Source organism: Micromonospora sp. NPDC048930 (genome assembly GCF_043197935.1).
In the GTDB taxonomy this organism is placed as follows: Bacteria; Actinomycetota; Actinomycetes; order Mycobacteriales; family Micromonosporaceae; genus Micromonospora.
The window spans coordinates 614,937-639,009 of record NZ_JBICUB010000002.1; the positions used below are offsets into that span (position 1 = coordinate 614,937).

Consider the following 24,073-nt stretch of genomic DNA (forward strand, 5'->3'; position numbering starts at 1 on the left):
CGCCCACCGGCCAGGCCAGTGGGCGGGAATTGGCTGGTGAGGGGTGGGGTCCGGAGTACTAGCGTCGGTCGGGTGTTCACTCTGACCCGGCCTGACGGCTACCAGCTCAGCACCGACCCGGACCGGCTCGACCTGGACCGGGTGCACCGGTGGCTCTCCACCGACGCGTACTGGGCGATCGGGCGGGAGCGGGACACGGTCGAGCGCGCCTTCGCCGGCTCGATCGGTTTCGGGGTCTACCGGCCCGGGGACGGGCAGCAGGTGGCGGTGGCCCGGGTGGTCACCGACCGGGCCACCTTCGCCTGGCTCTGCGACGTGTACGTGGACCGGGCCGAGCGGGGACGCGGGCTGGGCACCTGGCTGGCCGCCGGCGTCCGCGACCACCTGGCCGAGCTGGGCGTACGCCGGATCGTGCTGGCCACCAACGACGCCCACGGGGTGTACGCCAAGGTGGGCTTCACCCCGGTCGCGCCGGACCGCTGGATGGAGCTGGACCGGCGGGTGACCCAGGTCACTGGAAAGGAGCAACACGCCGCTTCGCCACTTACGGTGGAGGCGTGAACCAGACCCGCCTCGGTTACCTCTACGGCTTCGGCGCGTACCTGATCTGGGGTTTCTTCCCGATCTACCTGAAGTTGCTCCGCCCGGCCGGACCGGTGGAGATCCTCGCCCACCGGATCGTCTGGTCGGTGGTCTTCGTCGCCCTGCTGCTCGCCGCGATGCGCAACATCGGCTTCCTGCGCGCGCTGGCCCGCCGGCCCCGCGCGCTGCCCGGCATCGGTGCGGCCGCCGCGCTGATCGCGGTCAACTGGGGCACCTACATCTACGGGGTGAACTCAGACCGGGTGGTGGAGACCGCCCTCGGCTACTTCATCAACCCGCTGGTCATCGTGCTGATCGGGGTCTTCCTGCTGCGCGAGCGGCTGCGCCCGGCGCAGTGGGCGGCGCTCGGCGTCGGCGGCCTCGCGGTGGCGGTGCTGACCGTCGACTACGGCCGCCCGCCCTACCTGGCGCTCGTCCTGGCCTTCAGCTTCGCCGGCTACGGGCTGGTCAAGAAGCGGCTCGGGCTGCCCGCCGCGGAGGGGCTCTTCGTCGAGTCGGCGGTGCTGGCGCTGCCCGCGCTGGCCTACCTGGCCTGGCTCACGCGGCAGGGCACGGCGACCTTCGGCCACGTCTCGACCGGACACACCGTGCTGCTGGTGCTGGCCGGCGCGGCCACGGCGATCCCGCTGCTGCTGTTCGCCGGCGCGGCGAACCGGCTGCCGCTCTCCACCATCGGCATGCTCCAGTACGTCGGCCCGATCCTCCAGCTCGGCTGCGGGGTGCTGATCTACCACGAGCCGATGCCACCGGCCCGGCTGGCCGGCTTCGCCCTGGTCTGGCTCGCCCTGGTCGTCTTCACCACGGACGCCGTCCACCACACCCGCCGTACCCGCGCCGCGGCCCGGGCCGCCGCGACCCCGGTCCCCGTCGCCACCCGCTGACCGCGGTCAGCGGAAGTCGTAGGCGAGGACGGGGGTGTTGTCGGCGCGCAGCAGTTCGAGGCGGACCAGCTCGCCGTGGGTGAAGTGGGTCGCGCCGGTCATCCGCAGGTTGTCCCCGGGAGCGGCCAGCCAGGTGGCGACCTGCTCCGTCGCGCCGTCCGGGCCGTGCGCCACCAGCCGGAAGGTGTACGCCTCCCGGTGCCCCGTCCGCTGGTCGTAGCCGCAGCGCAGGGTGACCTCGGTGCCCCACTTCTTGTCGGTCAGCCCGACCTCGGCGTGCAGCGGGACCGGGCCGTCGACCGGCCGCATCGCGGTCAGGGTCACCGGCGGCGCCGGCGGTGCGGCCGGGCGGACCAGGGTCACCCCCACGCCGGCCAGCACGGCGAGGACGGCCGCGGCGAGCGCGGTGAGCGCGTACCGTCGGCGCGACCGGAACCGCTCGCGGCGCCGCTGGTCCCGGGCGGCGTCGAGCAGCGCGGGCAGCCGGGAGGTCTCCGACGCCGCCGGCAGGAACTGCTCCAGCCCGGCCGGGTCGAGCCGGCCCAGCAGGCCGGGCAGCACGGCGATCTCGGCCACCGCCTCCCGGCAGGCCGCGCAGCCGGCGAGGTGTCGTTCGTAGGCGGCCCGCTCGGCGGGGGCGAGAGCACCCAGGACGTACGCGCCGTCGTCGTGCGCGAACTCGCAGCGGGTCATCCGGTCACCCCCATCTCGGCCAGCACCAACCGTAGTGAGCGCAGCGCGTAGTGGGTACGCGACTTCACCGTGCCCGGCGGCACGCCGAGCCGGGTGGCGGCCTCGGCCACCGACCGGCCCTGGTAGAAGCACTCCACCAGAACTTCACGATGGGTCGGGCTGAGTCGGTTCAACGCCTCGGCCACCGTCCACGCCTCCACCGCACGCTCCGTTTCGTCCACCGTCTCGGGCGGTTCGGGCAGCTCGTCGGTGTAGACCTCGCCGACCCGGGTGGACCGGCGCCGCCAGGCGTCGATGGCCAGGTTCCGGGCGGTGGTGAAGAGCCAGGCGCGGACCGAGCCGCGCGTGGGGTCCAGCGCCTCCGGGTGCCGCCAGGCCCGGAGCAGCGTCTCCTGCACCAGGTCCTCGGCGCGCGACCGGTCGCCGTTGACCAGCCGGAGGGCGTGCGCGAAGAGCGCGTCGGCGTGCTCGTCGTGCAACGCGCGCAGCAGTTGGGCGTCGTGGTCGCTGATGGCGGGTACCTCGCTTCCGGCGGCGAGACCAGCGATGCGTTCGTCCATCCTTACGCGCCCTGACGCCGAATGGTTCAGCCGCAGGTCACGCCGCAGCTGTTCACGCCCGGTTCACGTCCGTGCCGGCACCCGCTCACCGGGCCCTGGCAGCGTCCGGCCCGTACGCGCGTGCGGGTCCCCCGGCGTGCCACCGACGTCCTACCAGGAGGCTCCACCCCATGAGCGACCGTCCCCGGCTGCTCCCGCTGCTGGGCGCCACCCGTCACGGTGCCCGCGATGCGATGACCTGTCTCTACCGCTGCGGCAACGCCTGCGACCACCCGGTGCCGAACTCCTCCGACAACCCGTACTTCGGGGACCTGATCGAGGCCGAGGTGTCGCGGCGCGGGGTGGTCCGCGCGGGCGCCGTCGGCGCCCTGGTGCTCGGCTTCGGCGGCACCGTCGCCGGCGCGCTGGCCGGCGCTGCCCCGGCCGCCGCCGCCCCCGCCGCGCCGACCGCCCCGGCGGCGGCGCCGCGGGGCGGGGTGGGCAGCGGCGCGCTGACCTTCGACCCGGTCGCGCCGAACAAGCTCGATGCCCTGGTCGTCCCCGACGGGTACGACCACGCCGTGGTGATCAAGTGGGGCGACCCGGTGGTCCCCGGCGCGCCGGAGTTCGACGTGCGCGCGCAGACCGCCGCCGCCCAGGCCAAGCAGTTCGGCTACAACAACGACTTCGTCGGCGTGCTGCCGATCGACCGCCGGCGGGCGCTGCTCGTGGTCAACCACGAGTACACCAACGAGGACCTGATGTTCCCCGGCTTCACCAGCCAGGACGCGCTCTCGGTCGAGCAGCTGCGGGTGGCGATGGCCGCGCACGGCATGTCCGTGGTGGAGATCGAGCGGGTCGACGGCACCGGGCAGTGGCGGCCGGTGCGCGGCGGCCGGCGCCGGTACAACCGGCGGGTCACCGCGTTGGCCACCAAGTTCGAGCTGACCGGCCCGGCGGCCGGCTCGGCCTGGCTGCGCACCGCCGCCGACCCCCAGGGCCGGACGGTCGTCGGCACGCTGAACAACTGCGCCGGCGGGGTCACCCCGTGGGGCACGGTGCTCTCCGGTGAGGAGAACTTCAACCAGTACTTCGTCGGCGGCGACGGCGCGCCGGAGGAGCTGAAGCCGAAGCTGGCCCGGTACGGCATCCCGACCGACGTGCGCTACCCGAGCGGCAGCCGCAAGTGGGAGCGCGCCGACGAGCGCTTCGACCTGGCGAAGCACCCCAACGAGGCGCACCGGTACGGGTGGGTCGTGGAGATCGACCCGTTCGACCCGGACAGCCGGCCCCGCAAGCACACCGCGCTGGGCCGGTTCAAGCACGAGGGCGCCAACGTCATCGTGGCGAAGGACGGCCACGTGGTGGCCTACATGGGCGACGACGAGCGGTTCGACTACCTCTACAAGTTCGTCTCGGACAAGAAGTTCATGCCCGGCGACAGCTGGGTGGCCCGCAAGCACAACCTGACCCTGCTGGAGTCCGGCACGCTCTACGTGGCCGCCCTGGAAGGGAACAGCGCAGCCGAGATCGACGGCACCGGCAAGCTCCCCTCCGACGGGGCGTTCGACGGCCGCGGCCGGTGGATCAAGCTGGTCCGGGGCAACCGCTCGTACGTGGCCGGGATGACCGCGGCCGACGTCCTCACCTTCACCCGTCTGGCCGCCGACAAGGTCGGCGCGACCAAGATGGACCGGCCGGAGGACGTCGAGCCCAGCCAGCTCACCGGCAAGGTGTACGTGGCGCTGACCAACAACACCGACCGGGGCAAGGCCGGCAAGGCCCCCGCCGACGAGGCGAACCCGCGCAACGTCAACAAGCACGGGCAGATCCTGGAGCTGATCGAGGACCGCGGCGACAACACCGCCGAGACCTTCGCCTGGTCGCTGCCGATCGTGGCCGGCGACCCGGCCGACCCGTCGACCTACTTCGCCGGGTACGACAAGACCAAGGTCTCGCCGATCTCCTGCCCGGACAACGTGGCCTTCGACGCCACCGGCAACCTCTGGATCTCCACCGACGGCAACGCGCTGGGCAGCAACGACGGCCTCTTCGCCACGGCGGTCGAGGGCCCGGAGCGGGGTCACCTGAAGCAGTTCCTCACCGTGCCGCTCGGCGCGGAGACCTGCGGCCCGTTCATCAAGAAGGACAACCGCTCGGTCTTCGTGGCCGTGCAGCACCCGGGCGAGATCACCGGCGCGTCGGTGGAGCACCCGGCCTCCACCTGGCCGGACGGCGACTTCGCCAAGCCCGGCGTCGTGGTCACCTGGCGCCACGACGGCGGCCCGGTCGGCAGCTGACGTTCCCCTGGCGGTTCCGCGCTGGACCGCCCCGAAGGGCCCCTTCCCCCGCCCGGGAGGGGCCCTTCGCCGTCAGCCTTCGGCGGCGATGCCGTCGGCGATCGCGCGGGCGACGGTGAGCAGCTTGGCCCGAACCACCCGGGCGGAGGTCATCATCTCGCTGGCCGGCAGCGCGCAGGCCAGCACCACCCGGCGCTCGATGTCCTTGTCCGGGGTGACCAGCACCGCGGCGCAGGCCACGCCCTGCCGGAACTGCCCCAGCTCCAACTGCATCCCGCGCCGGTCACCGGCGGCCAGGTCCGCCTCGAACGCCTCCGGCGTGGTCAGCGTGGCACTGGTGAACGGGCGCATGCCGTACTCGCGCAGGTAGCGGAAGCGCTGCTCGGCGGTGAGGGTGGCGAGCAGGCTCTTGCCCAGGGCGGTCGCGTGCGCCCCCTCGTCGAAGCCCGGCACCAGGTCCTCCAGGTACGGCGAGCGCGGCCCCTCGGCGACCGCGGTGACCGCCACCTGCCCGCCGACGAAGCGCCCCAGGTAGTGGCTCCAGCCGGTGTCCGCCGCCGCCCGGCGTAGCGACTCGCCGACCGCCGGCGGCCCCCGGAACGCGGTAACCAGCTCGCGGTACCGGTCGGCCACCTCCAGCCCGACGATGTACGTGCCGTCCTCCCGCCGGATCACGTACCCTTCGTACGCCAGGGTGCGCACCAGGTGGTACGTGGTGGCCACGGTCAGCTCGCAGCGGCGGGCGATCTGCTTGACGGTGAGTCCCCTCGGCGCACGGCCGACCGACTCGAGCACTCGAAGCGCGCGGGAGACACTTCGGATCAGGTCCGAAGGTTCCGCCAAGGGGTCGCGCACAACCACCTCCGCCGCCGGGGACTTACACCATATGAAAAACAGGCCGAGTGCGAAATGCCTGTTCGGATCGAGGATGCCAGATCACCGGGCACCGACCGGGTACCGACAGACGGCGATCAGCTGCCAAAACGCGACGGCGTAGGTTGGCTGCACGATGACCGACAGCGCGTTGCACACCTCGCCTGCCGCCGCCCGGCGTACCGTCCGGGCCAGTGCGGGCGCCATCGTCACCACGATCGCCTGCGTCCTGCCCGTCTTCCTGCTCGGCGGGCTCGCCGTGCAGATGGGCCACGACCTGCACTTCTCCCCCGCCGGCCTGGGCCTGGCCGTCTCGGTCTACTTCGGGATCAGCACGCTCGCCTCGGTGCCGTCCGGCGCGCTCGTCGAGCGCTACGGCAGTGCGGTGGTGGGCCGCGCCGGCATCCTGCTCTCCGCCGCCTCGCTGCTGGCCATCGCGGCGCTGGCCCGGTCGTACCCGGTGCTGGTCGGGCTGCTCGGCCTCAGCGCCGCCGCGAACGCGCTCGGCCAGCTCGCCAGCAACGAGGCCCTGGCCCGGCACGTGCCCGCCCACCGGCAGGGGCTCTCCTTCGGGGTGAAACAGGCCGCCATCCCGGTCTCCACTCTGCTGGCCGGCGCGGCGGTCCCCACCATCGCGCTGACCGCCGGCTGGCGCTGGGCGTTCGTGGCCGCCGCCGGGGCGGCGCTGGCCGCGCTGCCGGCCGTACCCGCGCAGGAGCGTGACCGGGCGCGGCGGCCGGCCACCGGGCGGGCCGGACAGGCGACGACGGCGCTGGTGGTGGTCGGCCTGGCCGCCACGCTGGCGGCGGCCGCCGCGAACGCGCTGGGCGCCTTCCTGGTGGACTCGGCGGCCGGCCGCGGGCTGTCCCCCGGCCTGGCCGGCCTCACCCTCACGCTGGGCAGCGCCGTCTGCGTGGTGGCCCGGGTGGGCGCCGGCTGGCTCGCCGACCGCCGCGAGAGCGGGCACGTGGCGCTGATCGCCGGCATGCTCGTGGTCGGCGCCGTCGGGCTGCTGCTGCTCGCGGTGGCCGGACCCGGGCCGCTGGTGGCCGGCGTGGTGCTCGGCTTCGGCCTCGGCTGGGCCTGGCCCGGGCTGATGAACTTCGCGGTGGTCCGGCTCCACCCGCAGGCCCCGGCCGCCGCCACCTCGATCACCCAGACCGGGGTGTACGCGGGCGGCTGCGTGGGCCCGCTGGTGCTCGGCGCCACCGCCCACGCCCTCGGCTACCCGACCATGTGGTCGACGGCGGCCGCCGCCATGCTGGCCGCCGCCCTGCTGATGCTCCTGGGCGCCCGCCTCCTCGCCCGCCCCGACCCGCGCTCGCCTCGCTGATCATGATGTTGTTGCCTCTCGCCACGGCGTGCCGTGGCAACAACTTCATGATCACCGCGCCGGGCCGCGGCAGGGGCGGGGACCGGCAGGGGGTGCGGGGTCAGCTGGTGCGGTCGGCGATGTAGTCGCAGAGGGATTCGAGGGCGCGGCGGGACGGGCCCGCCGGCAGCGGGGCGAGCTGGGTGCGGGCGTCCTCGGCGTAGCTGCGGACGGTCTCCCGTGCGCGCTTGAGCGCCGGGGACTCGCGGAGCAGGCCGAGCGCCTCGGCGTGCAGCGCGTCGTCGACCAGCGGGCCGGTGGCCAGGATCTCCCGCAGCCGCGCGCTGGCGGCGTCCGAGTCGTCCGAGGCCAGCGCGTAGAGCACCGGCAGGGTCGGGACGCCCTCGCGCAGGTCGGTGCCGGGGGTCTTGCCGGACTGCACCGACTCGCTGGCGATGTCGAGCAGGTCGTCGGAGAGCTGGAAGGCCAGCCCGATGGCCTCGCCGTACCCGGCCAGTGCCTCGGTGTGCTCGGCGGACGCGCCGCCGAACATGCCGCCGAAGCGGGCCGAGGTGGCGATCAGCGAGCCCGTCTTCTCGGCGATGACGTGCAGGTAGTGCGCGACCGGGTCGGTGCTGCGCGGGCCGACCGTCTCGGCGATCTGCCCGTGCACCAGCCGGGCGAAGGTGCGCGCCTGGAGGCGTACCGCCTCGGGGCCCAGGTCCGCCGCGATGTCCGCGGCCCGGGCGAAGAGGTAGTCGCCGACCAGGATGGCGACCGAGTTGGTCCAGCGGGAGTTGGCGCTCGGCGCGCCCCGGCGCACTGCGGCTTCGTCCATCACGTCGTCGTGGTAGAGCGTCGCCAGGTGGGTGAGCTCCATCACCACGGCGGCCGGTACGACCTGCGCACGGGCCGGATCGCCGAACTGCGCACCCAGCGCCACCAGGAGCGGACGGAACCGCTTGCCGCCGGCGTCGACCAGGTGCCGGGCCGCCTCGGTGACGAGCGGATCGGCGCTGGCCACGCTGGCCCGCAGGTCGGTCTCGACCTGCTCGAGGATGCCCAGCACGGACGCCTCGACGCGCGGATCGGCGAGGTACAGGCCGAGCGCGCCGAACTGACCCCTGCCCTCGGGGCCCGGGCGACCGCCGGGGCCGGGGGCACCTGAACGCTCGCCAGCCGGAATCACGCCTTCAACCATGCCACACCCGTTCGACCTGCCCGATGAGGGGGATACGGACCGGGGGCCGGTACGCCTCGGCGTACCGGCCCCCGGTGGGAGAACCTCGGTCATCTGACGAATTCGGCGGCACCGTTGGCGAGGTCGAGCAGGGGCGCCGGGGCGACACCGAGGACCAGCGTGGCCAGCACGCCGATGACCAGGGCGGCCGAGGTGAGCGCGCCCGGCACGGTCACCGTCGGGGTGGCGTCGCCCGGCTCGGAGAGCCACATCATCACCACGACCCGCAGGTACGGGAAGGCCAGCACCATGCTGGTCAGCACGCCGGCGATCACCAGCCAGGCCTGGTTCGCGTCCAGCGCCGGGGCGAAGATCGCGAACTTGCTGGTGAACCCGCTGGTCAGCGGGATACCGGCGAAGGCCAGCAGGATGAAGGTGAAGATCGCGGCGAAGAACGGCGAACGCCGCCCCAGCCCGGCCCAGCGGGACAGGTGGGTGGCCTCGCCGTCGGCGTCCCGGACCAGGGTCACCACGGCGAACGCGGCGATCACCGAGAAGCCGTACGCGACCAGGTAGAACATCGTGCCGGAGAGCCCGTCCTTGCTCGGCGCCAGCACGCCGACCAGCAGGTAGCCGGCGTTCGCGATGGACGAGTACGCCAGCAGCCGCTTGATGTCCGTCTGGGTCACCGCCAGCACCGCGCCGACCAGCATGGTCAGGACCGCGACCGTGCCGAGGACCGGGGTGAAGTCCCAGGCGGCCCCGGCGAAGGCGACGTGGAAGACCCGCAGCAGGGCACCGAAGGCGGCGACCTTGGTGCAGGCGGCCATGAAGCCGGTCACCGGGGTCGGGGCACCCTGGTAGACGTCCGGCGTCCAGACGTGGAACGGCGCGGCGGCGGCCTTGAAGAGCAGGCCGATGGCGAGCAGCGCCATGCCGGCGTAGAGCAGCGTCGGGCTGGCCGAGGAGTCGGCGACCGCCGCGTGCACGGTGGCGAAGTCGACGCCGGCCGTACGGCCCGGGATGCCGGAGGTGAAGCCGTACACCAGCGCCACGCCGAACAGGAAGAACGCCGAGGCGTACGCGCCGAGCATGAAGTACTTCAGCGCGGCCTCCTGGCTCAGCAGCCGCCGGCGACGGGCCAGCGCGCAGAGCAGGTAGAGCGGCAGCGAGAAGACCTCGAGCGCGATGAACATGGTGAGCAGGTCGTTCGCCGCCACGAAGATCAGCATGCCGCCGATCGCGAAGGTGGCGAGCGGGTACACCTCGGTGGTGCCGCCGGCGCCCGCGGCCTGCCGCCGGTCGTCGGGCGACTCGGCGGTGACCGCGGCGTGGGCCACGAAGGCCCCGCCCCGCTCCACCGAGCGCTCGCCGATGAGCAGCAGCGCCATGGTGGCCAGGATCAGGATGGCGCCCTGGAGGAAGAGCGTCGGCCCGTCCACCGCGATGGCCTGTCCGGCCGTGAGCAGCCGGTCGTCGGCGTTGAGGATCACCATGGTGAGCGCGGCGAGCACCGCCAGCAGGGCCAGCGCGAGCTGCACCCCGTTGCGCAGGCGACGCGGCACGAACGCCTCGACCAGGACGCCGACCAGGGCGGCGCCCAGCATGATCAGGATGGGAGCGAGCGCCGCGTAGTCGAGCGACGGCAACTTCAGCTCGGTCATTTCGCGGCCTCCTGGACGCTGCCGACCGTCGGAGCAGGGTCGGTCCGACCCACGTCCTGCATGGTCGCCTTGACGGCGGGGTTGATGACATCGGTGACCGGCTTGGGGTAGAAGCCGAGCAGCACGATGAGCGCGATCAGCGGGGCGACCACGATCTTCTCGCGCAGGGTCAGGTCCCGGCGCATGCCGTCGACCTCGGTCAGGGCCGGGTTGAGGGTGCCCTGGGTGGTGCGCTGCACCATCCACAGCACGTACGCCGCGGCCAGGATGATGCCGACCGTGGCGATCACCGCGACCGGCTTGTTGGTGGTGAACGTGCCGATCAGCACCAGGAACTCGGAGACGAACGGCGCGGTGCCGGGCAGCGCCAGCGAGGCGAGACCGGCGAAGAAGAGCACCCCGGCCAGCAGCGGGACCAGCTTGCCGGCACCGCCGAAGTCGCTGATCAGCGCCGAGCCGCGGCGGGCGATGAGCATGCCCACCACCAGGAAGAGCAGGCCGGTGGCCAGCCCGTGGTTGAGCATGTAGAGCACCGCGCCGGTGCCGGCCTGGGTGGTGAAGGCGAAGATGCCGACCCCGATGAAGCCGAAGTGTGCGATCGAGGTGTACGACACCAGCCGCTTGAGGTCGTTCTGCCCGACCGCCAGCAGCGCGGCGTAGATGATGCCGATCACGCCGAGCGCCAGCGCCCACGGGGCGAACCACTTCGACGCCTCGGGGAAGAGCGGCAGGCAGTACCGCAGGATCCCGAAGGTGCCGACCTTGTCCAGCACGCCGACCAGCAGCGCCGCCGCGCCGGCCGGGGCCGCGCCACCGGCGTCCGGCAGCCAGGTGTGGAACGGGAAGAACGGCGCCTTGATCGCGAACGCGAGGAAGAAGCCGAGGAAGAGCCAGCGGGCGGTGTTGACGTCGAGGTCCGCCTGGCTCAGCGCCTGCCAGTCGAAGGTCTTCCCGCCGACCACCCAGAGGCCGATCACCGCGGCGAGCATGAACAGACCGCCGACCAGCGAGTAGAGGAAGAACTTGACCGCCGCGTACTGCCGCTGGTGGCCGCCGTAGCTGCCGATGAGGAAGTACATCGGCACCAGCATGACCTCGAAGAACACGTAGAACAGGAAGACGTCGGCGGCCGCGAAGACGCCGATCATCGTGCACTCGAGGACGAGCAGCAGCGCGAAGTAGACCGGCACCGAGCGCTTGGACGACTCGGCGTCGTGCCACGAGGCCAGGATCACCAGCGGCACCAGGATCGCGATCAGCATCAGCATGACCAGCGCGATGCCGTCCACCTCGAAGGTGAAGTTGACGCCCCAGTTCGGGATCCACGCGTACGACTCGCGGAACTGGAACCGGTCACCGTCGGCCTGGAAGGCGATCCACATGACCACCGACAGCACCAGGACCAGCAGCGACCAGCCGAACGCCACCAGTTTGGCCAGGTCCGGCCGGCGGCGCGGCAACAGGGCCACGACCAGGGCGCCGACCAGCGGTGCCACGGTCAGCACCGAGAGGAACGGGAAGTTGGACATTATTCGGCCTTACCTCCGTCGTGACTGCGTGGCCCGCCGGCGGGGGCGGCCGCGTTCAGGTCGATCACGCCAGCCACCCCGCCTGCACCGCCAGGAACGCCGCCACCACGAGCAGCGCCCCGGTGAGGATCGAGGTCGCGTACGACCGCACGAAACCGGTCTGCAGCCGCCGGAGCCGGCCGGAGCCCCCGCCCACCGCGGCGGCGAGGCCGTTGACCAGCCCGTCGACGCCCCGGTTGTCGAGGAAGACCAGCGCCCGGGTGAGGAAGATGCCCGGCTTCTCGAAGACCGCCTCGTTGAAGGCGTCCGTGTAGAGGTTCCGGCGGGCGGCGGTGACCAGCACGCCGGCCGGCTGCGGCTCGGTCGCCGTGCCGGTGCGGAACAGGAACCAGGCCAGGCCGGCGCCGAGCACGGTGACCAGGATCGACAGGATGGTGATCACGAGGTGCGGCAGCACGGCGTGCGCCTCAGCACCGGCCTCCTCGCCGAGCACCGGGGTGAGCCAGGAGACCACCCCGTCGTTCCACGTCATCAGGGCACCGGCGAGCACGGAGCCGGCCGCGAGCAGGATCAGCGGAATGGTCATCAGCTTCGGCGACTCGTGCGGGTGCTCGATGTCCTCGGTCCAGCGGGCCGGGCCGTGGAAGGTGAGCACGAAGAGCCGGGTCATGTAGAAGGCGGTCAGCCCGGCGCCGAGCAGCGCGGCTCCGCCGAAGAGCCAGGCGGTCCAGCCCTCCCGCTCGAAGGCGGCCGCGATGATCGGCTCCTTCGAGAAGTAGCCGGAGAGCGGCGGGATGCCGATGATGGCCAGCCAGCCCGTCATGAAGGTCAGCCAGGTGACCTTCATGTACTTGGACAGGTTGCCGAAGCGGCGGATGTCCACCTGGTCGTGCATGCCGTGCATGACCGAGCCGGCGCCGAGGAACATGTTGGCCTTGAAGAAGCCGTGCGCCAGCAGGTGGATGATCGCCAGTGCGTACGCCCCGCCGCCGAGGCCGACGCCGAGGAACATGTAGCCGATCTGGCTGACCGTGGACCAGGCCAGCACCCGCTTGATGTCGTCCTTGGCCGCGCCGATGATGCAGCCCATCAGCAGGGTGATCGCGCCGACGCTGACCACCACCAGTTGGAGGGTGGTGTTGGCCGAGAAGACCGGGTTGGAGCGGGCGATCAGGTAGACGCCCGCGGTGACCATGGTGGCCGCGTGGATGAGCGCGGAGACCGGGGTCGGGCCCTCCATCGCGTCCGGCAGCCACGCCTGGAGCGGGAACTGGCCGGACTTGCCGGCCGCGCCGAGCAGGAGCAGCAGGCCGAGCACCAGCACCGTGGTCTGGGTCAGCGAGCCGACCCCGTTGAAGACCTGGTCGTACTGGGTGGTGCCCAGGGTGGCGAACATGATGAAGATGCCGATCGCCAGGCCGGCGTCACCGACCCGGTTCATCAGGAACGCCTTCTTGCCGGCGGTGGCCGCGCTCGGCCGGCCGTACCAGAAGGAGATCAGCAGGTACGACGCCAGGCCGACGCCCTCCCAGCCGAAGTAGAGCATCACGTAGTTGTTGCCGAGCACCAGCAGCAGCATCGCGGCGACGAAGAGGTTGAAGTACCCGAAGAACCGCCGCCGGCCCTCGTCGTGCGCCATGTACTCGACCGCGTACAGGTGGATCAGGAAACCCACCCCGGTGATCAGCAGGACGAAGACCGCGGCCAGCGGGTCGAAGAGCAGACCGAAGTCCACCTTCAGGTCACCGGCCGTGATGAAGTCCCAGAGGCTCAGCTGGACCTGCTTGTTCTCCAGGCCACGGAGCTGGAAGAAGTAGGTCAGGCCGAGCACGAAGGCGGCACCGATGGCCGCCACGCCCAGCCAGTGGCCCCAGCGGTCGGCCCGGCGGCCGAGCAGCAGCAGGATCGCCGCGCTGACCAGCGGGATGGCCACCAGCAGCCAGACGCTGCCGAGGAATCCCGAGGCTTCCGCGAATCGCACAGTCTCTTCCACCGCAGGCCCCTCAGTACTTCAGCAGGTTGGCGTCGTCGACGCTCGCCGAGCGTCGGGTCCGGAAGATCGACATGATGATCGCGAGCCCGACCACGACCTCGGCCGCGGCCACCACCATCACGAAGAACGCCATGATCTGGCCGTTCAGATCGCCGTTGATCCGGCTGAAGGTGACCAGCGTCAGGTTCGCCGCGTTGAGCATCAGCTCGACGCACATGAACAGGACGATCGCGTTCCGCCGGACCAGCACCCCGACCGCGCCGATGGTGAAGAGCACCGCGGCGAGGACCAGGTAGTAGTTCGGCTCGACCGAGAAGAAGCTGTTCATTTCTTTTCCGTCCCCTTCAGGGAGGTTTCCTCGGCGGTCAGCTCCCGCGCCGGCAGGATCTCCGGGATGCTCCGCTCGGTCAGCCGGCCGTCCGGCAGGCGGGCCGGCGTGGCCACCGAACTCGACGTGGCGAAGACACCCGGGCCGGGCTTCGGGCCGGGGTAGTTGCCGGGGCGGAACCGGGCCTTCATGGTGGCGACCTGGTCCATCCGGTCCTCCTTGCGCCGCTCGACGTGCGCCAGCACCATCGCGCCGACGGCCGCCGTGATCAGCAGCGCCGAGGTCAGCTCGAAGGCGAAGACGTACTTGGTGAAGAGCAGCCGGGCGATGCCCTGCACGTTGCCCTCGGCGTTCGGCTGGTCCAGGCCGACGGCCCGGATCCCGTCGAGCGCCCGGTACAGGCCGGTGCCGACCAGGCCGGCGAAGCCGAGGGCCAGCACGATCGCCGCCGTACGCTGCCCGCGCAGCGTCTCGATCAGCGAGTCGGAGGCGTCCCGGCCGACCAGCATCAGCACGAACAGGAAGAGCATCATGATCGCGCCGGTGTAGACGATGATCTGCACCATGCCGATGAACGGCCCGGCCTGGAGGACGTAGAACACGCCCAGGCAGAGCATGGTCAGCACCAGCCAGAGCGCCGAGTGCACCGCGTTGCGTGCCCACACCATGCCGATCGCGCCGATCAGGGCCAGCGGGGCGAGGATCCAGAAGGTCACCGCCTCGCCGCCGCCGACCGAGGCCGCCTCGGCGAGCACCGTCTGCGTGGTCATGCCGTGTCTCCCTTGCCTGCCGCCACCCGCTGGGCCGCCTGCTCGGCGCCCGGGAACGTCACGCCGGGGTGCTCGTCCACCTGGTACCGGCCGGGCCCCATCGGCGAACGCTCGGCGCCGGCCGAGGTGCCCGGGTTGGTCAGGCTGCCGACGTAGTAGTCCTTCTCGCTGTCACCCAGCCGCATCGGGTGCGGCGGCTGCTCCATCCCCGGCAGCAGCGGCGCGAGCAGCTGCTCCTTGGTGAAGATCAGGTCCTGCCGGTTGTCCCGGGCCAGCTCGTACTCGTTGCTCATGGTGAGCGAACGGGTCGGGCAGGCCTCGATGCAGAGCCCGCAGAAGATGCAGCGGGCGTAGTTGATCTGGTAGACGCTGGCGTACCGCTCACCGGGGGAGAAGCGCTGCTCCTCGGTGTTGTCGCCACCCTCGACGTAGATCGCGTCGGCCGGGCAGGCCCAGGCGCACAGCTCGCAGCCGATGCACTTCTCCAGCCCGTCCGGGTGCCGGTTGAGGATGTGCCGCCCGTGGTAGCGCGGCGCCGAGACCGGCGGCTTGAACGGGTAGTCGGTGGTGACGACCTTCCTGAACATGTGCGAGAAGGTGACCCCGAAGCCCTTGAACGTTCCGGTGATCGCGCCCACGTCACACCTCCCTGGAGTCCGGGCCGGCGGCGACGTTGGCCGGCTCCCGCTCGGCGACCACGCGCTTGGTGCGCGGGCTCGGTGGTACCTGCAGGTCCATCGGCGGCAGCGGGAAGCTGCCGTGCGGCCGGCTGTTGACCTGCTCCTGCAGCGGCGGCCTCGGCTCCTTGCGCTTGCTCGGCCAGAAGAGCGTGGCCAGCAGCAGGACGCCCGCGCCGATGCCGGTGGCGAGGAGCCGCTGCGGCCGCTCCCAGTCCTCGATCGAGCGGAGCCCGGCCAGCACCAGGATCCAGACCAGGTTGATCGGGAGCAGGACCTTCCAGCCGAAGCGCATGAACTGGTCGTACCGGAGCCGGGGCAGCGTGCCCCGCAGCCAGACGAAGACGAAGACCAGGATCAGCACCTTGCCGAAGAACCAGAGCATCGGCCACCAGCCGGAGTTGGCGCCGGCCCAGAAGGTGGTGATCGGGGCCGGGGCCCGCCAGCCACCGAGGAACAGCGTGGTGGTGACCGCGGACATGGTCACCATCGAGACGTACTCGGAGAGCATGAAGAGCGCGAACTTCAGCGAGCTGTACTCGGTCATGAAGCCCGCGACCAGCTCCGACTCCGCCTCGGGCAGGTCGAACGGCGCCCGGTTGGTCTCACCGACCGTGGCGATGAAGAAGATGATGAAGCTCGGCAGCAGCAGGATCGCGTACCAGCCGGGCGCGGTGACGCTCCAGCCGAGGATGTCCAGCTGGCTGCCGTGCGCCTGCTTGGCGACGATCCCGCTGGTGGACATCGTGCCGGCGGTCATGAACACCGCCACGATGCTCAGCCCCATGGCGACCTCGTACGAGATCATCTGGGCGCTGGACCGGAGACCACCCAGCAGCGGGTAGGTCGAGCCGGAGGCCCAGCCGCCGAGCACGATGCCGTAGATGCCCATCGAGGAGCAGGCCAGCAGCACCAGCACCGCCACCGACACGTCGGTGACCTGCAGCGGCGTCCAGTGCCCGAAGATGCTGACCTTCGGCCCGAACGGCACCACCGACAGCGCGGTGACCGCGCAGATCACCGAGATGGTCGGCGCGAAGAAGTAGACGACCTTGTCGGCGGCCCGGGGGAGGATGTCCTCCTTGAAGGCCATCTTCAGACCGTCGGCGAGCGTCTGCAGCAGGCCGAACGGGCCGACCTGGTTGGGGCCGGGCCGCACCTGCATGTAGCCGACCACCCGGCGCTCGAACCAGACGCCGAGCAGCGTGGCCAGCAGGCCGAAGACGAAGGCGAACAGGATCTTGATGAGGACCAGCCACCACGGATCCTTGCCGAAGTCGGCCAGCGTCGGATCCTGCGCGGCCGCGAGGACCGGGCTCATTGAACACCCCCAGCGTTGAGGAGCGGACCCGGGCGACCGGCCGCGTCCGCGGCGATCGCGGCGGCGGTGACCTTCACGACCGCACCGGACGTCGCGCCGAGGCTGCGCCGGACGGTCGAGCCGGGTGAGTTGGTCGGCAGCCAGACGACGCCGTCCGGCATCTCGGTGATGGCCGCCGGCAGGGTGACCGCGCCGCGGTCGGTGCCCACGGTCACCGGGTCACCGTCGGCCACACCGATCGCCTCGGCGGTGCCCTTGCCCAGCCGGACCACCGGCGGGCGGGCGGTGCCGGCGAGGTGCTCGTCGCCGTCGGTGAGGCTGCCCAGGTCGATCAGCTGGTGCCAGGTGGCCAGCACGGCCTCGCCGGGCCCGGGCTGGGGGACGGCGGCCGGCTCCACGGTGGGGACGGCCGGGGAGTCCACCCGGGTCGGCGGCAGCGCGCCCAGCTCACGGCGGACGCTCATCACGTCGCCGGTGCCGAGCCGGACGTCGAGCTGCGCGGCGAGCGCGTCGAGCACCCGGCCGTCGTTCATCGCGTCGGTCTCCAGCACCGCCCCGAAGGTGCGCAGCCGGCCCTCCCAGTCCAGGAAGCTGCCGGCCTTCTCGACCACCGGGGCGACCGGGAAGACCACGTCCGCCCGCCGGGCCACCGGGCTCATCCGCAGCTCCAGGCTGACCAGGAACGGCACCGCGTCGAGGGCCTGCTCGGCCAGGCGCGGGTCGGCCAGGTCGGCCGGGTCGACGCCGGCCACCACCAGGGCGCCGAGCTGCCCGTTGGCCGCCGCGGTGAGGATGCCGTCGGTGTCCCGGCCGGCCTGGCTCGGGATCACCCCGGCCGCGATGTCCCACGCCTCGCCCAGCTCGGCGCGGGCCGCCGGCTCGGTGACCACGCGACCGCCGGGGAGCAGGTTGGGCAGGCAGCCCGCGTCGACCGCACCACGGTCGCCCGCGCGTCGCGGCACCCAGGCCAGCTTGGCACCGGTACGCCGGGCGACGTCCGCCGCGGCGGAGAGCCCGCCCGGCACCGCGCCCAGCCGCTCGCCGACGATCAGGATCGCCCCCGGCTGGCTCAGCGCCTCGGCCACCGTGGCGTGCTCGGCCAGCACGCTGGCCTCCTCGCCGGGCACCACCCGGGCCAGCTTGGCCCCGAGCTTCTCCAGGCCGCGGGTCGCGAACGGCGCGATCGCGTACACGGTGAGCTTCTTCTTCAGGTACGCCTTGCGCAGCCGCAGGAAGAGGATCGGGCACTCCTCCTCCGGCTCCAGGCCGACCAGCACCACCGCGGGCGCGTTCTCCACGTCCGTGTAGGTCACGTCGGTGACCCCGGCGACGCTGCTGGCCAGGAAGTCGGCCTCCTCGCGGGAGACCGGGCGGGCCCGGAAGTCGATGTCGTTGGTGTGCAGCGCGACCCGGGCGAACTTGGCGTACGCGTAGGCGTCCTCGACGGTCAGCCGGCCGCCGGTCAGCACCGCCGAGCCCTGCCCGCCGTCCCGGGCGGCGCGCAGCCCCTCGGCGGCCCGGGTCAGCGCCTCGCTCCAGGAGGCCTCGCGCAGCTCACCGGTCCGCTCGTCGCGGACCAGCGGGGTGGTGAGCCGGTCGAACGCGCGGGCGTACTGGAAGCCCCAGCGGCCCTTGTCGCAGTTCCACTCCTCGTTCACCGCCGGGTCGTCGCCGGCCAGCCGGCGCAGCACCTTGCCGCGCCGCCAGTCGGTGCGCTGGGCGCAACCGGCCGAGCAGTGCTCGCACACGCTCGGGGTGGAGACCAGGTCGAACGGGCGGGCCCGGAACCGGTACTGCGCGCCGGTCAGCGCGCCCACCGGGCAGATCTGCACGGTGTTCCCGGAGAAGTACGAGTTGAACGGGACGTCCCCGCTGTCCTCGCCGGACTCCACGCCGTACGCGTCGTCCCGGTAGATGTTGATCTCCTCGGCGGACGACCGGCCCATCAGGTCGATGAACTTGTCGCCGGCGATCTCCTCGGAGAACCGGGTGCAGCGCTGGCAGAGCACGCAGCGCTCGCGGTCGAGCAGCACCTGGGTGCTGATCGGCAGCGGCTTGGGGTACTCCCGCTTGTGCTCGTGGAACCGCGAGTCGGTCCGGCCGGTCGACATCGCCTGGTTCTGCAGCGGGCACTCGCCGCCCTTGTCACACATCGGGCAGTCCAGGGGGTGGTTGAGGAGCAGCAGCTCCATCACCCCCTCCTGCGCCTTCTTGGCGACCGGCGAGGTGAGCTGGGTTCGCACCACCATGCCGTCGGCGACGGTCTGGGTGCAGGAGGCGACCGGCTTGCGCTGGCCCTCCACCTCCACCAGGCACTGCCGGCAGGCGCCGGCCGGGGCCAGCAGCGGGTGGTCGCAGAACCGCGGGATCTCGGTGCCCAGCTGTTCGGCGACCCGGATCAGCAGCGCCCCCTTGGGCGCGGTGACCTGGACGCCGTCGATGGTGAGCGTGACGGTCTCGGTCTGCTTGGCTACGTCGGTCATCAGTGCGCTCCCACCAGCTGCTTGTCCGACAGCTTCGGTGCGGTACGTCCCTCGATGTAGTCGAGGTAGTCCTGCTTGAAGTACTTCAGCGACGAGGTCACCGAGCTGGTCGCACCGTCACCCAGACCGCAGAACGAGCGGCCGAGGATGTTGTCGCAGGTGTCGAGCAGGGTGTCCAGGTCCTCGTGGGTGCCCTGGCCGGCGAGGATGCGCCGGTAGACCCGCACCATCCAGTAGTTGCCCTCGCGGCACGGGGTGCACTTGCCGCACGACTCGTGGTGGTAGAACTCCAGCCACCGGTAGGTCGCGTACACCGGGCAGTCCTGGTCGGAGAAGATCTGGGTGGCCGTGGTGCCCAGGATCGAGCCGGCCGCCGCCACCCCCTCGAAGTCCAGCGGGACGTCCAGGTGCTCGGCGGTGAGCAGCGGGGTCGACGACCCGCCCGGGGTCCAGAACTTCAGGTTGTGCCCGGGCTGCATGCCGCCGGCCAGCTCGATCAGCTCGCGCAGGGTGATCCCCATCGAGCACTCGTACTGGCCGGGGTTGGCGATCCGGCCGGAGAGCGAGTAGATCATCGGGCCGGAGGACTTCTCCGTGCCCATGGTCTTCCACCAGTCGGCGCCGCCCAGCACGATGTACGGCACGCTGGCGATGGTGCCGACGTTGTTGACCACGGTCGGGCTGGCGTACAGGCCGTGGGTCGCCGGGAACGGCGGGCGCAGCCGGGGCTGGCCCCGGAAGCCCTCCAGCGAGTCCAGCAGCGCGGTCTCCTCGCCGCAGATGTACGCCCCCGCGCCCGAGTGCACCACCAGCTCCAGGTCGAACCCGGAGCCGAGGACGTTCTTCCCGAGGTAGCCCTTGGCGTACGCCTCCTGGACCGCGTTGCGCAGCCGGCGGGCGGCGTGCACCGCCTCACCGCGGATGTAGATGTAGGCGCGGTTGGCCCGGATCGCGTACGACGCGATGATCACGCCCTCGACCAGCGAGTGCGGGTCGTGCGTCATCAGCGGCAGGTCCTTGCAGGTGCCCGGCTCGCCCTCGTCGGCGTTCACCACCAGGTAGTGCGGCTTGCCGTCGCCCTGCGGGATGAAGCCCCACTTGAGCCCGGTCGGGAAGCCCGCACCGCCCCGGCCGCGCAGCCCGGAGTCCTTGATCAGCTGGATCAGGTCGTCCGGGTGGGCCCTGAGCGCCTTGCGCAGGGCGGCGTAGCCGTCCAGCTTCTCGTAGGTGCCGATCCGCCAGGCGTCCGGCGACAGCCAGCGCTTGGTCAGCACCGGCGTCAGCTTGGCCAGCGTCTCCGGCCGAGGCGTCGTCACTTCTGAGCCTCCGCTTCCTTGAGGTTGCGCTGCTGCGCCCCGGCGTTGTCACCGGCCGGCTTGCGGTCGGCGGCCGGCGGGTTGGCGGCCGCGCCGGCGGCCTCCGCCTGCGGCGCGCCGGTCTGGGCCGGGGCCGGCTTCGCGGCCTCGGCCTTTGCCTTGGCCTCGGCGGCGGCCTTGTCGGCCTCGGCCTTGCTGCGGATCGGGGTGTTCGGGTCGAAGCCCGGCACCGCGATGCCGTGCTGCTCGGCCAGGCGCAGGCCGCGCAGGCTCGGCTCGCCCGGCCCGCCGTCGGCCACCGCGCCCTCCCGCTCGTCGGCGAAGCCGGCGAGCTGGACGGCCATCTCCTTCAGGGTGCAGAGCCGGGCGCCCCGGGTCGGCATCGGCCGACCGCCGGCCCGCAGCTCCTTCACCACGCCGAGCGCGGTGTCCGCGTCGACGTTGTCGAAGAAGTCGTAGTTGACCGTCATCACCGGGCCGTAGTCGCACGCCGCCAGGCACTCGGCGTGCTCCAGGGTGATCTTGCCGTCCTCGGTGGTCTCGTCGTGCCCGACGCCGAGGTGCTCGGCGAGGGTGTCGTAGACCTCCTGGCCGCCCAGCACGTTGCACATCGTGTTGGTGCAGACGCTGACCAGGTAGTCACCGGTGGGCTTGCGCTTGTACATGGTGTAGAAGGTGGCCACCGCGCCGACCTGGGCCTTGTTCAGGCCGAGCACCTCGGCGCAGAACTCGACGCCGGCCGGGGAGACGTACCCCTCCTCGGACTGCACCAGGTGCAGCAGCGGCAGCAGGGCCGAGCGGGACCGGTCCGCCGGGTAGCGGGCGATGATCTCCCGCGCCCGGGCCCGGGTCTCTTCACTGAAAACGCTCATCGGTCACATCCACCCATCACGGGGTCCAGCGAGGCGCCACCGGCGATCACGTCGGCGATCAGGCCACCCTCGGCCATCGCCGGGAGCGCCTGGAGGTTGACGAAGCTCGGTTCCCGGTAGTGCACCCGGTACGGCCGGGTGCCGCCGTCGGAGACCGCGTGCACGCCCAGCTCGCCGCGGGGCGACTCGATGCCGACGTACACCTGGCCCGGCGGGACCCGGAAGCCCTCGGTGACGAGCTTGAAGTGGTGGATCAGCGACTCCATCGACTGACCCATGATCTTGGCGACGTGCTCCAGCGAGTTGCCCATGCCGTCGACGCCGATGGCCAGCTGCGCCGGCCAGGCGATCTTCTTGTCGGACACCATCACCGGGCCCGGCTTGGCCAGCCGGTCCACCGCCTGCTCCACCAGCTTCAGCGACTCGCGGATCTCGGCGAGCCGGACCTGATAGCGGCCCCAGACGTCGCCGTCGGGGTGGGTCGGGACGTCGAACTCGTACGTCTCGTAGCCGCAGTACGGCATGGTCTTGCGCAGGTCCCAGGCGAGACCGGCGGAGCGGAGCACCGGGCCGGTGACGCCGAGCGCGAGGCAGGCGGTCACGTCGAGCACCGCCACGTTCTTGGTGCGCTCGGTCCAGATCGGCTGCCCGGAGAGGAGGTCCTCGTACTCCTTGAGCTTCTTCGGCATCATCTTCAGGAAGTTGCGGATCTTGACGATCGCGTCGTCCGGCACGTCCTGCGCCACCCCGCCCGGCCGCACGTACGCGTGGTTCATGCGCAGGCCGGTGATGGTCTCGAAGATGTCGAGGATGTACTCCCGCTCGCGGAAGCCGTACAGCATGATCGAGATCGCGCCCAGCTCCATGCCGGTGGTGGCCAGCCAGACCAGGTGCGAGGAGATCCGGTTGAGCTCCATCATCAGCACCCGGATGGTGGTCGCCCGCTCGGTGATGTCGTCGGTGATGCCGAGCAGCTTCTCCACCGCCAGCGCGTACGCCGTCTCGTTGAACAGCGGGGCGAGGTAGTCCATCCGGGTCACGAAGGTCGAGCCCTGGACCCAGTTGCGGTATTCGAGGTTCTTCTCGATGCCGGTGTGCAGGTAGCCGATGACGGAGCGGGCCTCGCGGACCGTCTCGCCCTCCAGCTCCAGGATCAGCCGGAGCACGCCGTGCGTGGACGGGTGCTGCGGACCCATGTTGACGACGATCCGCTCGTCGTTGATCGGATCGGTGCCGGAGACGACCTGGTCCCAGTCCCCGCCGGTGACGGTGAAGACCTTGCCCTCGGTGGTCTCGCGCTCGGTCGCGTAGTTCGACGTCGTCACTGGTACGACCTCCGCTTGTCCGGCGGCGGGATCTCCGCGCCCTTGTACTCGACGGGCACGCCGCCGAGGGGGTAGTCCTTGCGCTGCGGGTGCCCCTCCCAGTCGTCCGGCATGAGGATCCGGGTCAGGTTGGGGTGGCCGTCGAAGACGATGCCGAACATGTCGTACGTCTCCCGCTCCTGCCAGTCGGCGGTCGGGTAGACGCCGGTGACGCTCGGCAGGTGCGGGTCCTCGACGGAGACCGCGGCCTCCAGCCGGACCCGGCGCCGGTAGGTCATCGAGGTGAGCTGGTAGACCACGTGCAGCCGGCGCTCGTCCGCGCCCAGGTAGTCCACGCCGGACACCGAGGAGCAGAGCTCGAAGCGGAGCGCCAGGTCGTCGCGCATCACCTGGCAGACCTCGGCGATCCGCTCCGGGCGGACGTGCAGGGTCAGCTCGCCCCGGTCGACCACGACCTTCTCGATCGCGTCGCCGAACTCGGGGTACGCCTCCTCCAGCGCGTCCCGGACCTCGTCGAAGTAGCCGCCGTACGGCCGGGGGCTCTCCTCGATCGGCTTGCGCGGGCGGACCAGGCCGCCGTAGCCGGAGACGTCGCCGCTGCCGTGCACGCCGAACATGCCGCGGCCGGCCGGGCTGGCCGGCGGGTACTCGGCCGGCGCGCCGCTGGTGGCCCCGGCCGGCGTCACCGGTACCGGTACGCCCCCGGTGCTGTTGCTGTCGTTGCTCACTTCGGTCCCCCGTGCGAGTGGAGGTGGTTCTGCGCCTTCATCCAGTTCTCGATCCGCAACTGCTCCTCACGACCCTCGCGGACCGCCTTGGTCCACTCGGCGCGCCGGGCCTTGTCGTTGCGGTACGACGACGGCATCGAGCCGTACGGCACCACGGGCACGTCACCGCGCTCCTTGCGGGCCTCCAGCATCTTGCGGCCGTTCGGGCCCAGCGGCTCGTACATGATCTTCTCGCGGAGCTTGAGGATCGCGTCGATGAGCATCTCGGGGCGGGGCGGGCAGCCCGGGAGGTACATGTCGACCGGGACGACGTGGTCGACGCCCTGCACGATGGCGTAGTTGTTGAACATGCCGCCGCTGCTGGCGCAGACCCCCATGGAGAGCACCCAGCGGGGCTCCGCCATCTGGTCGTAGATCTGGCGCAGCACCGGGGCCATCTTCTGGCTGACCCGGCCGGCCACGATCATCAGGTCCGCCTGCCGGGGCGAGGCCCGGAAGACCTCCATGCCCCAGCGGCCCATGTCGTAGTGCGGGCCACCGGCCGCCATCATCTCGATGGCGCAGCAGGCCAGGCCGAAGGTGGCGCCCCAGACGGACGACTTCCGCGACCAGTTGACCAGCTTCTCGACGGTGGTGAGCAGGACGCCGGAGGGAAGCTTCTCCTCGATGCCCATCTGCCGTACCTC

Annotated in this window: 21 protein-coding genes; 4 read left to right on the forward strand and 17 right to left on the reverse strand. The window is 71.6% G+C overall.

What is annotated here, in order from left to right; all coding sequences use genetic code 11:
- Positions 1–72: 72 nt before the first annotated feature.
- Both ACGFI9_RS08305 and rarD read left to right on the forward strand, forming a co-directional pair.
- Positions 73–561, forward strand: coding sequence for a GNAT family N-acetyltransferase (locus ACGFI9_RS08305; protein WP_393176318.1), 489 nt, complete (start codon positions 73–75; stop codon positions 559–561).
- Positions 558–1,484 (forward strand): EamA family transporter RarD, encoded by a 927-nt coding sequence (gene rarD / locus ACGFI9_RS08310; protein ID WP_393176320.1) that lies wholly within the window; start codon positions 558–560, stop codon positions 1,482–1,484. Before ACGFI9_RS08305 ends, rarD begins: the two co-directional genes overlap by 4 nt.
- A 6-nt stretch (positions 1,485–1,490) precedes the next feature.
- Here the strand turns inward: rarD and ACGFI9_RS08315 are convergent, their stop codons facing one another.
- Positions 1,491–2,177: an anti-sigma factor family protein gene (locus ACGFI9_RS08315; RefSeq protein WP_393176322.1), complete on the reverse strand. Its 687-nt coding sequence runs from the start codon at positions 2,175–2,177 to the stop codon at positions 1,491–1,493.
- Positions 2,174–2,668 carry a sigma-70 family RNA polymerase sigma factor gene (locus ACGFI9_RS08320; protein WP_302772375.1) on the reverse strand — a complete coding sequence of 165 codons (495 nt, stop codon included), beginning with the start codon at positions 2,666–2,668 and terminating at the stop codon, positions 2,174–2,176. Before ACGFI9_RS08320 ends, ACGFI9_RS08315 begins: the two co-directional genes overlap by 4 nt.
- 239 nt (positions 2,669–2,907) lie before the next feature.
- Here ACGFI9_RS08320 and ACGFI9_RS08325 point away from each other — a divergent pair, with 239 nt between their 5' ends.
- Positions 2,908–5,016: a PhoX family protein gene (locus ACGFI9_RS08325; RefSeq protein ID WP_393176324.1), complete on the forward strand. Its 2,109-nt coding sequence runs from the start codon at positions 2,908–2,910 to the stop codon at positions 5,014–5,016.
- Between the two features lie 72 nt (positions 5,017–5,088).
- Here the strand turns inward: ACGFI9_RS08325 and ACGFI9_RS08330 are convergent, their stop codons facing one another.
- Positions 5,089–5,871: an IclR family transcriptional regulator gene (locus ACGFI9_RS08330; protein ID WP_393176326.1), complete on the reverse strand. Its 783-nt coding sequence runs from the start codon at positions 5,869–5,871 to the stop codon at positions 5,089–5,091.
- A gap of 154 nt (positions 5,872–6,025) precedes the next feature.
- Here ACGFI9_RS08330 and ACGFI9_RS08335 point away from each other — a divergent pair, with 154 nt between their 5' ends.
- The gene (locus ACGFI9_RS08335; protein WP_393176328.1) at positions 6,026–7,222 is read left to right on the forward strand and encodes an MFS transporter; all 1,197 of its coding nucleotides are present in this window, start codon (positions 6,026–6,028) and stop codon (positions 7,220–7,222) included.
- Positions 7,223–7,322: 100 nt separating this feature from the next.
- On the opposite strand, the gene ACGFI9_RS08340 is transcribed toward ACGFI9_RS08335, so the two are convergent.
- The 14 genes from ACGFI9_RS08340 to ACGFI9_RS08405 all read right to left on the reverse strand — a co-directional run bounded on the left by ACGFI9_RS08340 (position 7,323) and on the right by ACGFI9_RS08405 (position 24,061).
- Positions 7,323–8,402 carry a polyprenyl synthetase family protein gene (locus tag ACGFI9_RS08340; RefSeq protein WP_393176330.1) on the reverse strand — a complete coding sequence of 360 codons (1,080 nt, stop codon included), beginning with the start codon at positions 8,400–8,402 and terminating at the stop codon, positions 7,323–7,325.
- Positions 8,403–8,491: 89 nt separating this feature from the next.
- On the reverse strand, positions 8,492–10,045 hold the full coding sequence (gene nuoN, locus ACGFI9_RS08345) for an NADH-quinone oxidoreductase subunit NuoN (RefSeq protein ID WP_393176332.1): 1,554 nt from the start codon (positions 10,043–10,045) through the stop codon (positions 8,492–8,494).
- Positions 10,042–11,574, reverse strand: coding sequence for an NADH-quinone oxidoreductase subunit M (locus ACGFI9_RS08350; protein WP_393176334.1), 1,533 nt, complete (start codon positions 11,572–11,574; stop codon positions 10,042–10,044). The genes nuoN and ACGFI9_RS08350 overlap by 4 nt, the downstream gene beginning before the upstream one ends.
- A 64-nt stretch (positions 11,575–11,638) precedes the next feature.
- The gene (nuoL, locus tag ACGFI9_RS08355) at positions 11,639–13,567 is read right to left on the reverse strand and encodes an NADH-quinone oxidoreductase subunit L (protein ID WP_393176336.1); all 1,929 of its coding nucleotides are present in this window, start codon (positions 13,565–13,567) and stop codon (positions 11,639–11,641) included.
- Positions 13,568–13,577: 10 nt separating this feature from the next.
- Positions 13,578–13,895, reverse strand: a complete 318-nt coding sequence (gene nuoK / locus ACGFI9_RS08360; protein WP_393176338.1) for an NADH-quinone oxidoreductase subunit NuoK — start codon at positions 13,893–13,895, stop codon at positions 13,578–13,580.
- Positions 13,892–14,665, reverse strand: coding sequence for an NADH-quinone oxidoreductase subunit J (locus ACGFI9_RS08365; RefSeq protein ID WP_393176340.1), 774 nt, complete (start codon positions 14,663–14,665; stop codon positions 13,892–13,894). The genes nuoK and ACGFI9_RS08365 overlap by 4 nt, the downstream gene beginning before the upstream one ends.
- Positions 14,662–15,303, reverse strand: coding sequence for an NADH-quinone oxidoreductase subunit NuoI (gene nuoI, locus ACGFI9_RS08370; protein ID WP_393176342.1), 642 nt, complete (start codon positions 15,301–15,303; stop codon positions 14,662–14,664). The genes ACGFI9_RS08365 and nuoI overlap by 4 nt, the downstream gene beginning before the upstream one ends.
- Position 15,304: 1 nt before the next feature.
- The gene (nuoH, locus tag ACGFI9_RS08375; RefSeq protein ID WP_393176344.1) at positions 15,305–16,663 is read right to left on the reverse strand and encodes an NADH-quinone oxidoreductase subunit NuoH; all 1,359 of its coding nucleotides are present in this window, start codon (positions 16,661–16,663) and stop codon (positions 15,305–15,307) included.
- Positions 16,660–19,146 (reverse strand): NADH-quinone oxidoreductase subunit G, encoded by a 2,487-nt coding sequence (locus ACGFI9_RS08380; RefSeq protein WP_393176346.1) that lies wholly within the window; start codon positions 19,144–19,146, stop codon positions 16,660–16,662. The genes nuoH and ACGFI9_RS08380 overlap by 4 nt, the downstream gene beginning before the upstream one ends.
- Entirely contained in the window at positions 19,146–20,462 is a 1,317-nt protein-coding gene (gene nuoF / locus ACGFI9_RS08385; RefSeq protein WP_393176348.1) for an NADH-quinone oxidoreductase subunit NuoF, read from the reverse strand. Before nuoF ends, ACGFI9_RS08380 begins: the two co-directional genes overlap by 1 nt.
- Complete coding sequence (gene nuoE, locus ACGFI9_RS08390) at positions 20,459–21,334, reverse strand: NADH-quinone oxidoreductase subunit NuoE (protein WP_393176350.1); 876 nt, start codon at positions 21,332–21,334, stop codon at positions 20,459–20,461. The genes nuoF and nuoE overlap by 4 nt, the downstream gene beginning before the upstream one ends.
- Positions 21,331–22,659 (reverse strand): NADH-quinone oxidoreductase subunit D, encoded by a 1,329-nt coding sequence (locus ACGFI9_RS08395; RefSeq protein WP_393176352.1) that lies wholly within the window; start codon positions 22,657–22,659, stop codon positions 21,331–21,333. The genes nuoE and ACGFI9_RS08395 overlap by 4 nt, the downstream gene beginning before the upstream one ends.
- Positions 22,656–23,387, reverse strand: coding sequence for an NADH-quinone oxidoreductase subunit C (locus ACGFI9_RS08400; protein ID WP_393176354.1), 732 nt, complete (start codon positions 23,385–23,387; stop codon positions 22,656–22,658). The genes ACGFI9_RS08395 and ACGFI9_RS08400 overlap by 4 nt, the downstream gene beginning before the upstream one ends.
- On the reverse strand, positions 23,384–24,061 hold the full coding sequence (locus ACGFI9_RS08405; RefSeq protein WP_393176356.1) for a NuoB/complex I 20 kDa subunit family protein: 678 nt from the start codon (positions 24,059–24,061) through the stop codon (positions 23,384–23,386). Before ACGFI9_RS08405 ends, ACGFI9_RS08400 begins: the two co-directional genes overlap by 4 nt.
- Between the last annotated feature and the right edge of the window lie 12 nt (positions 24,062–24,073).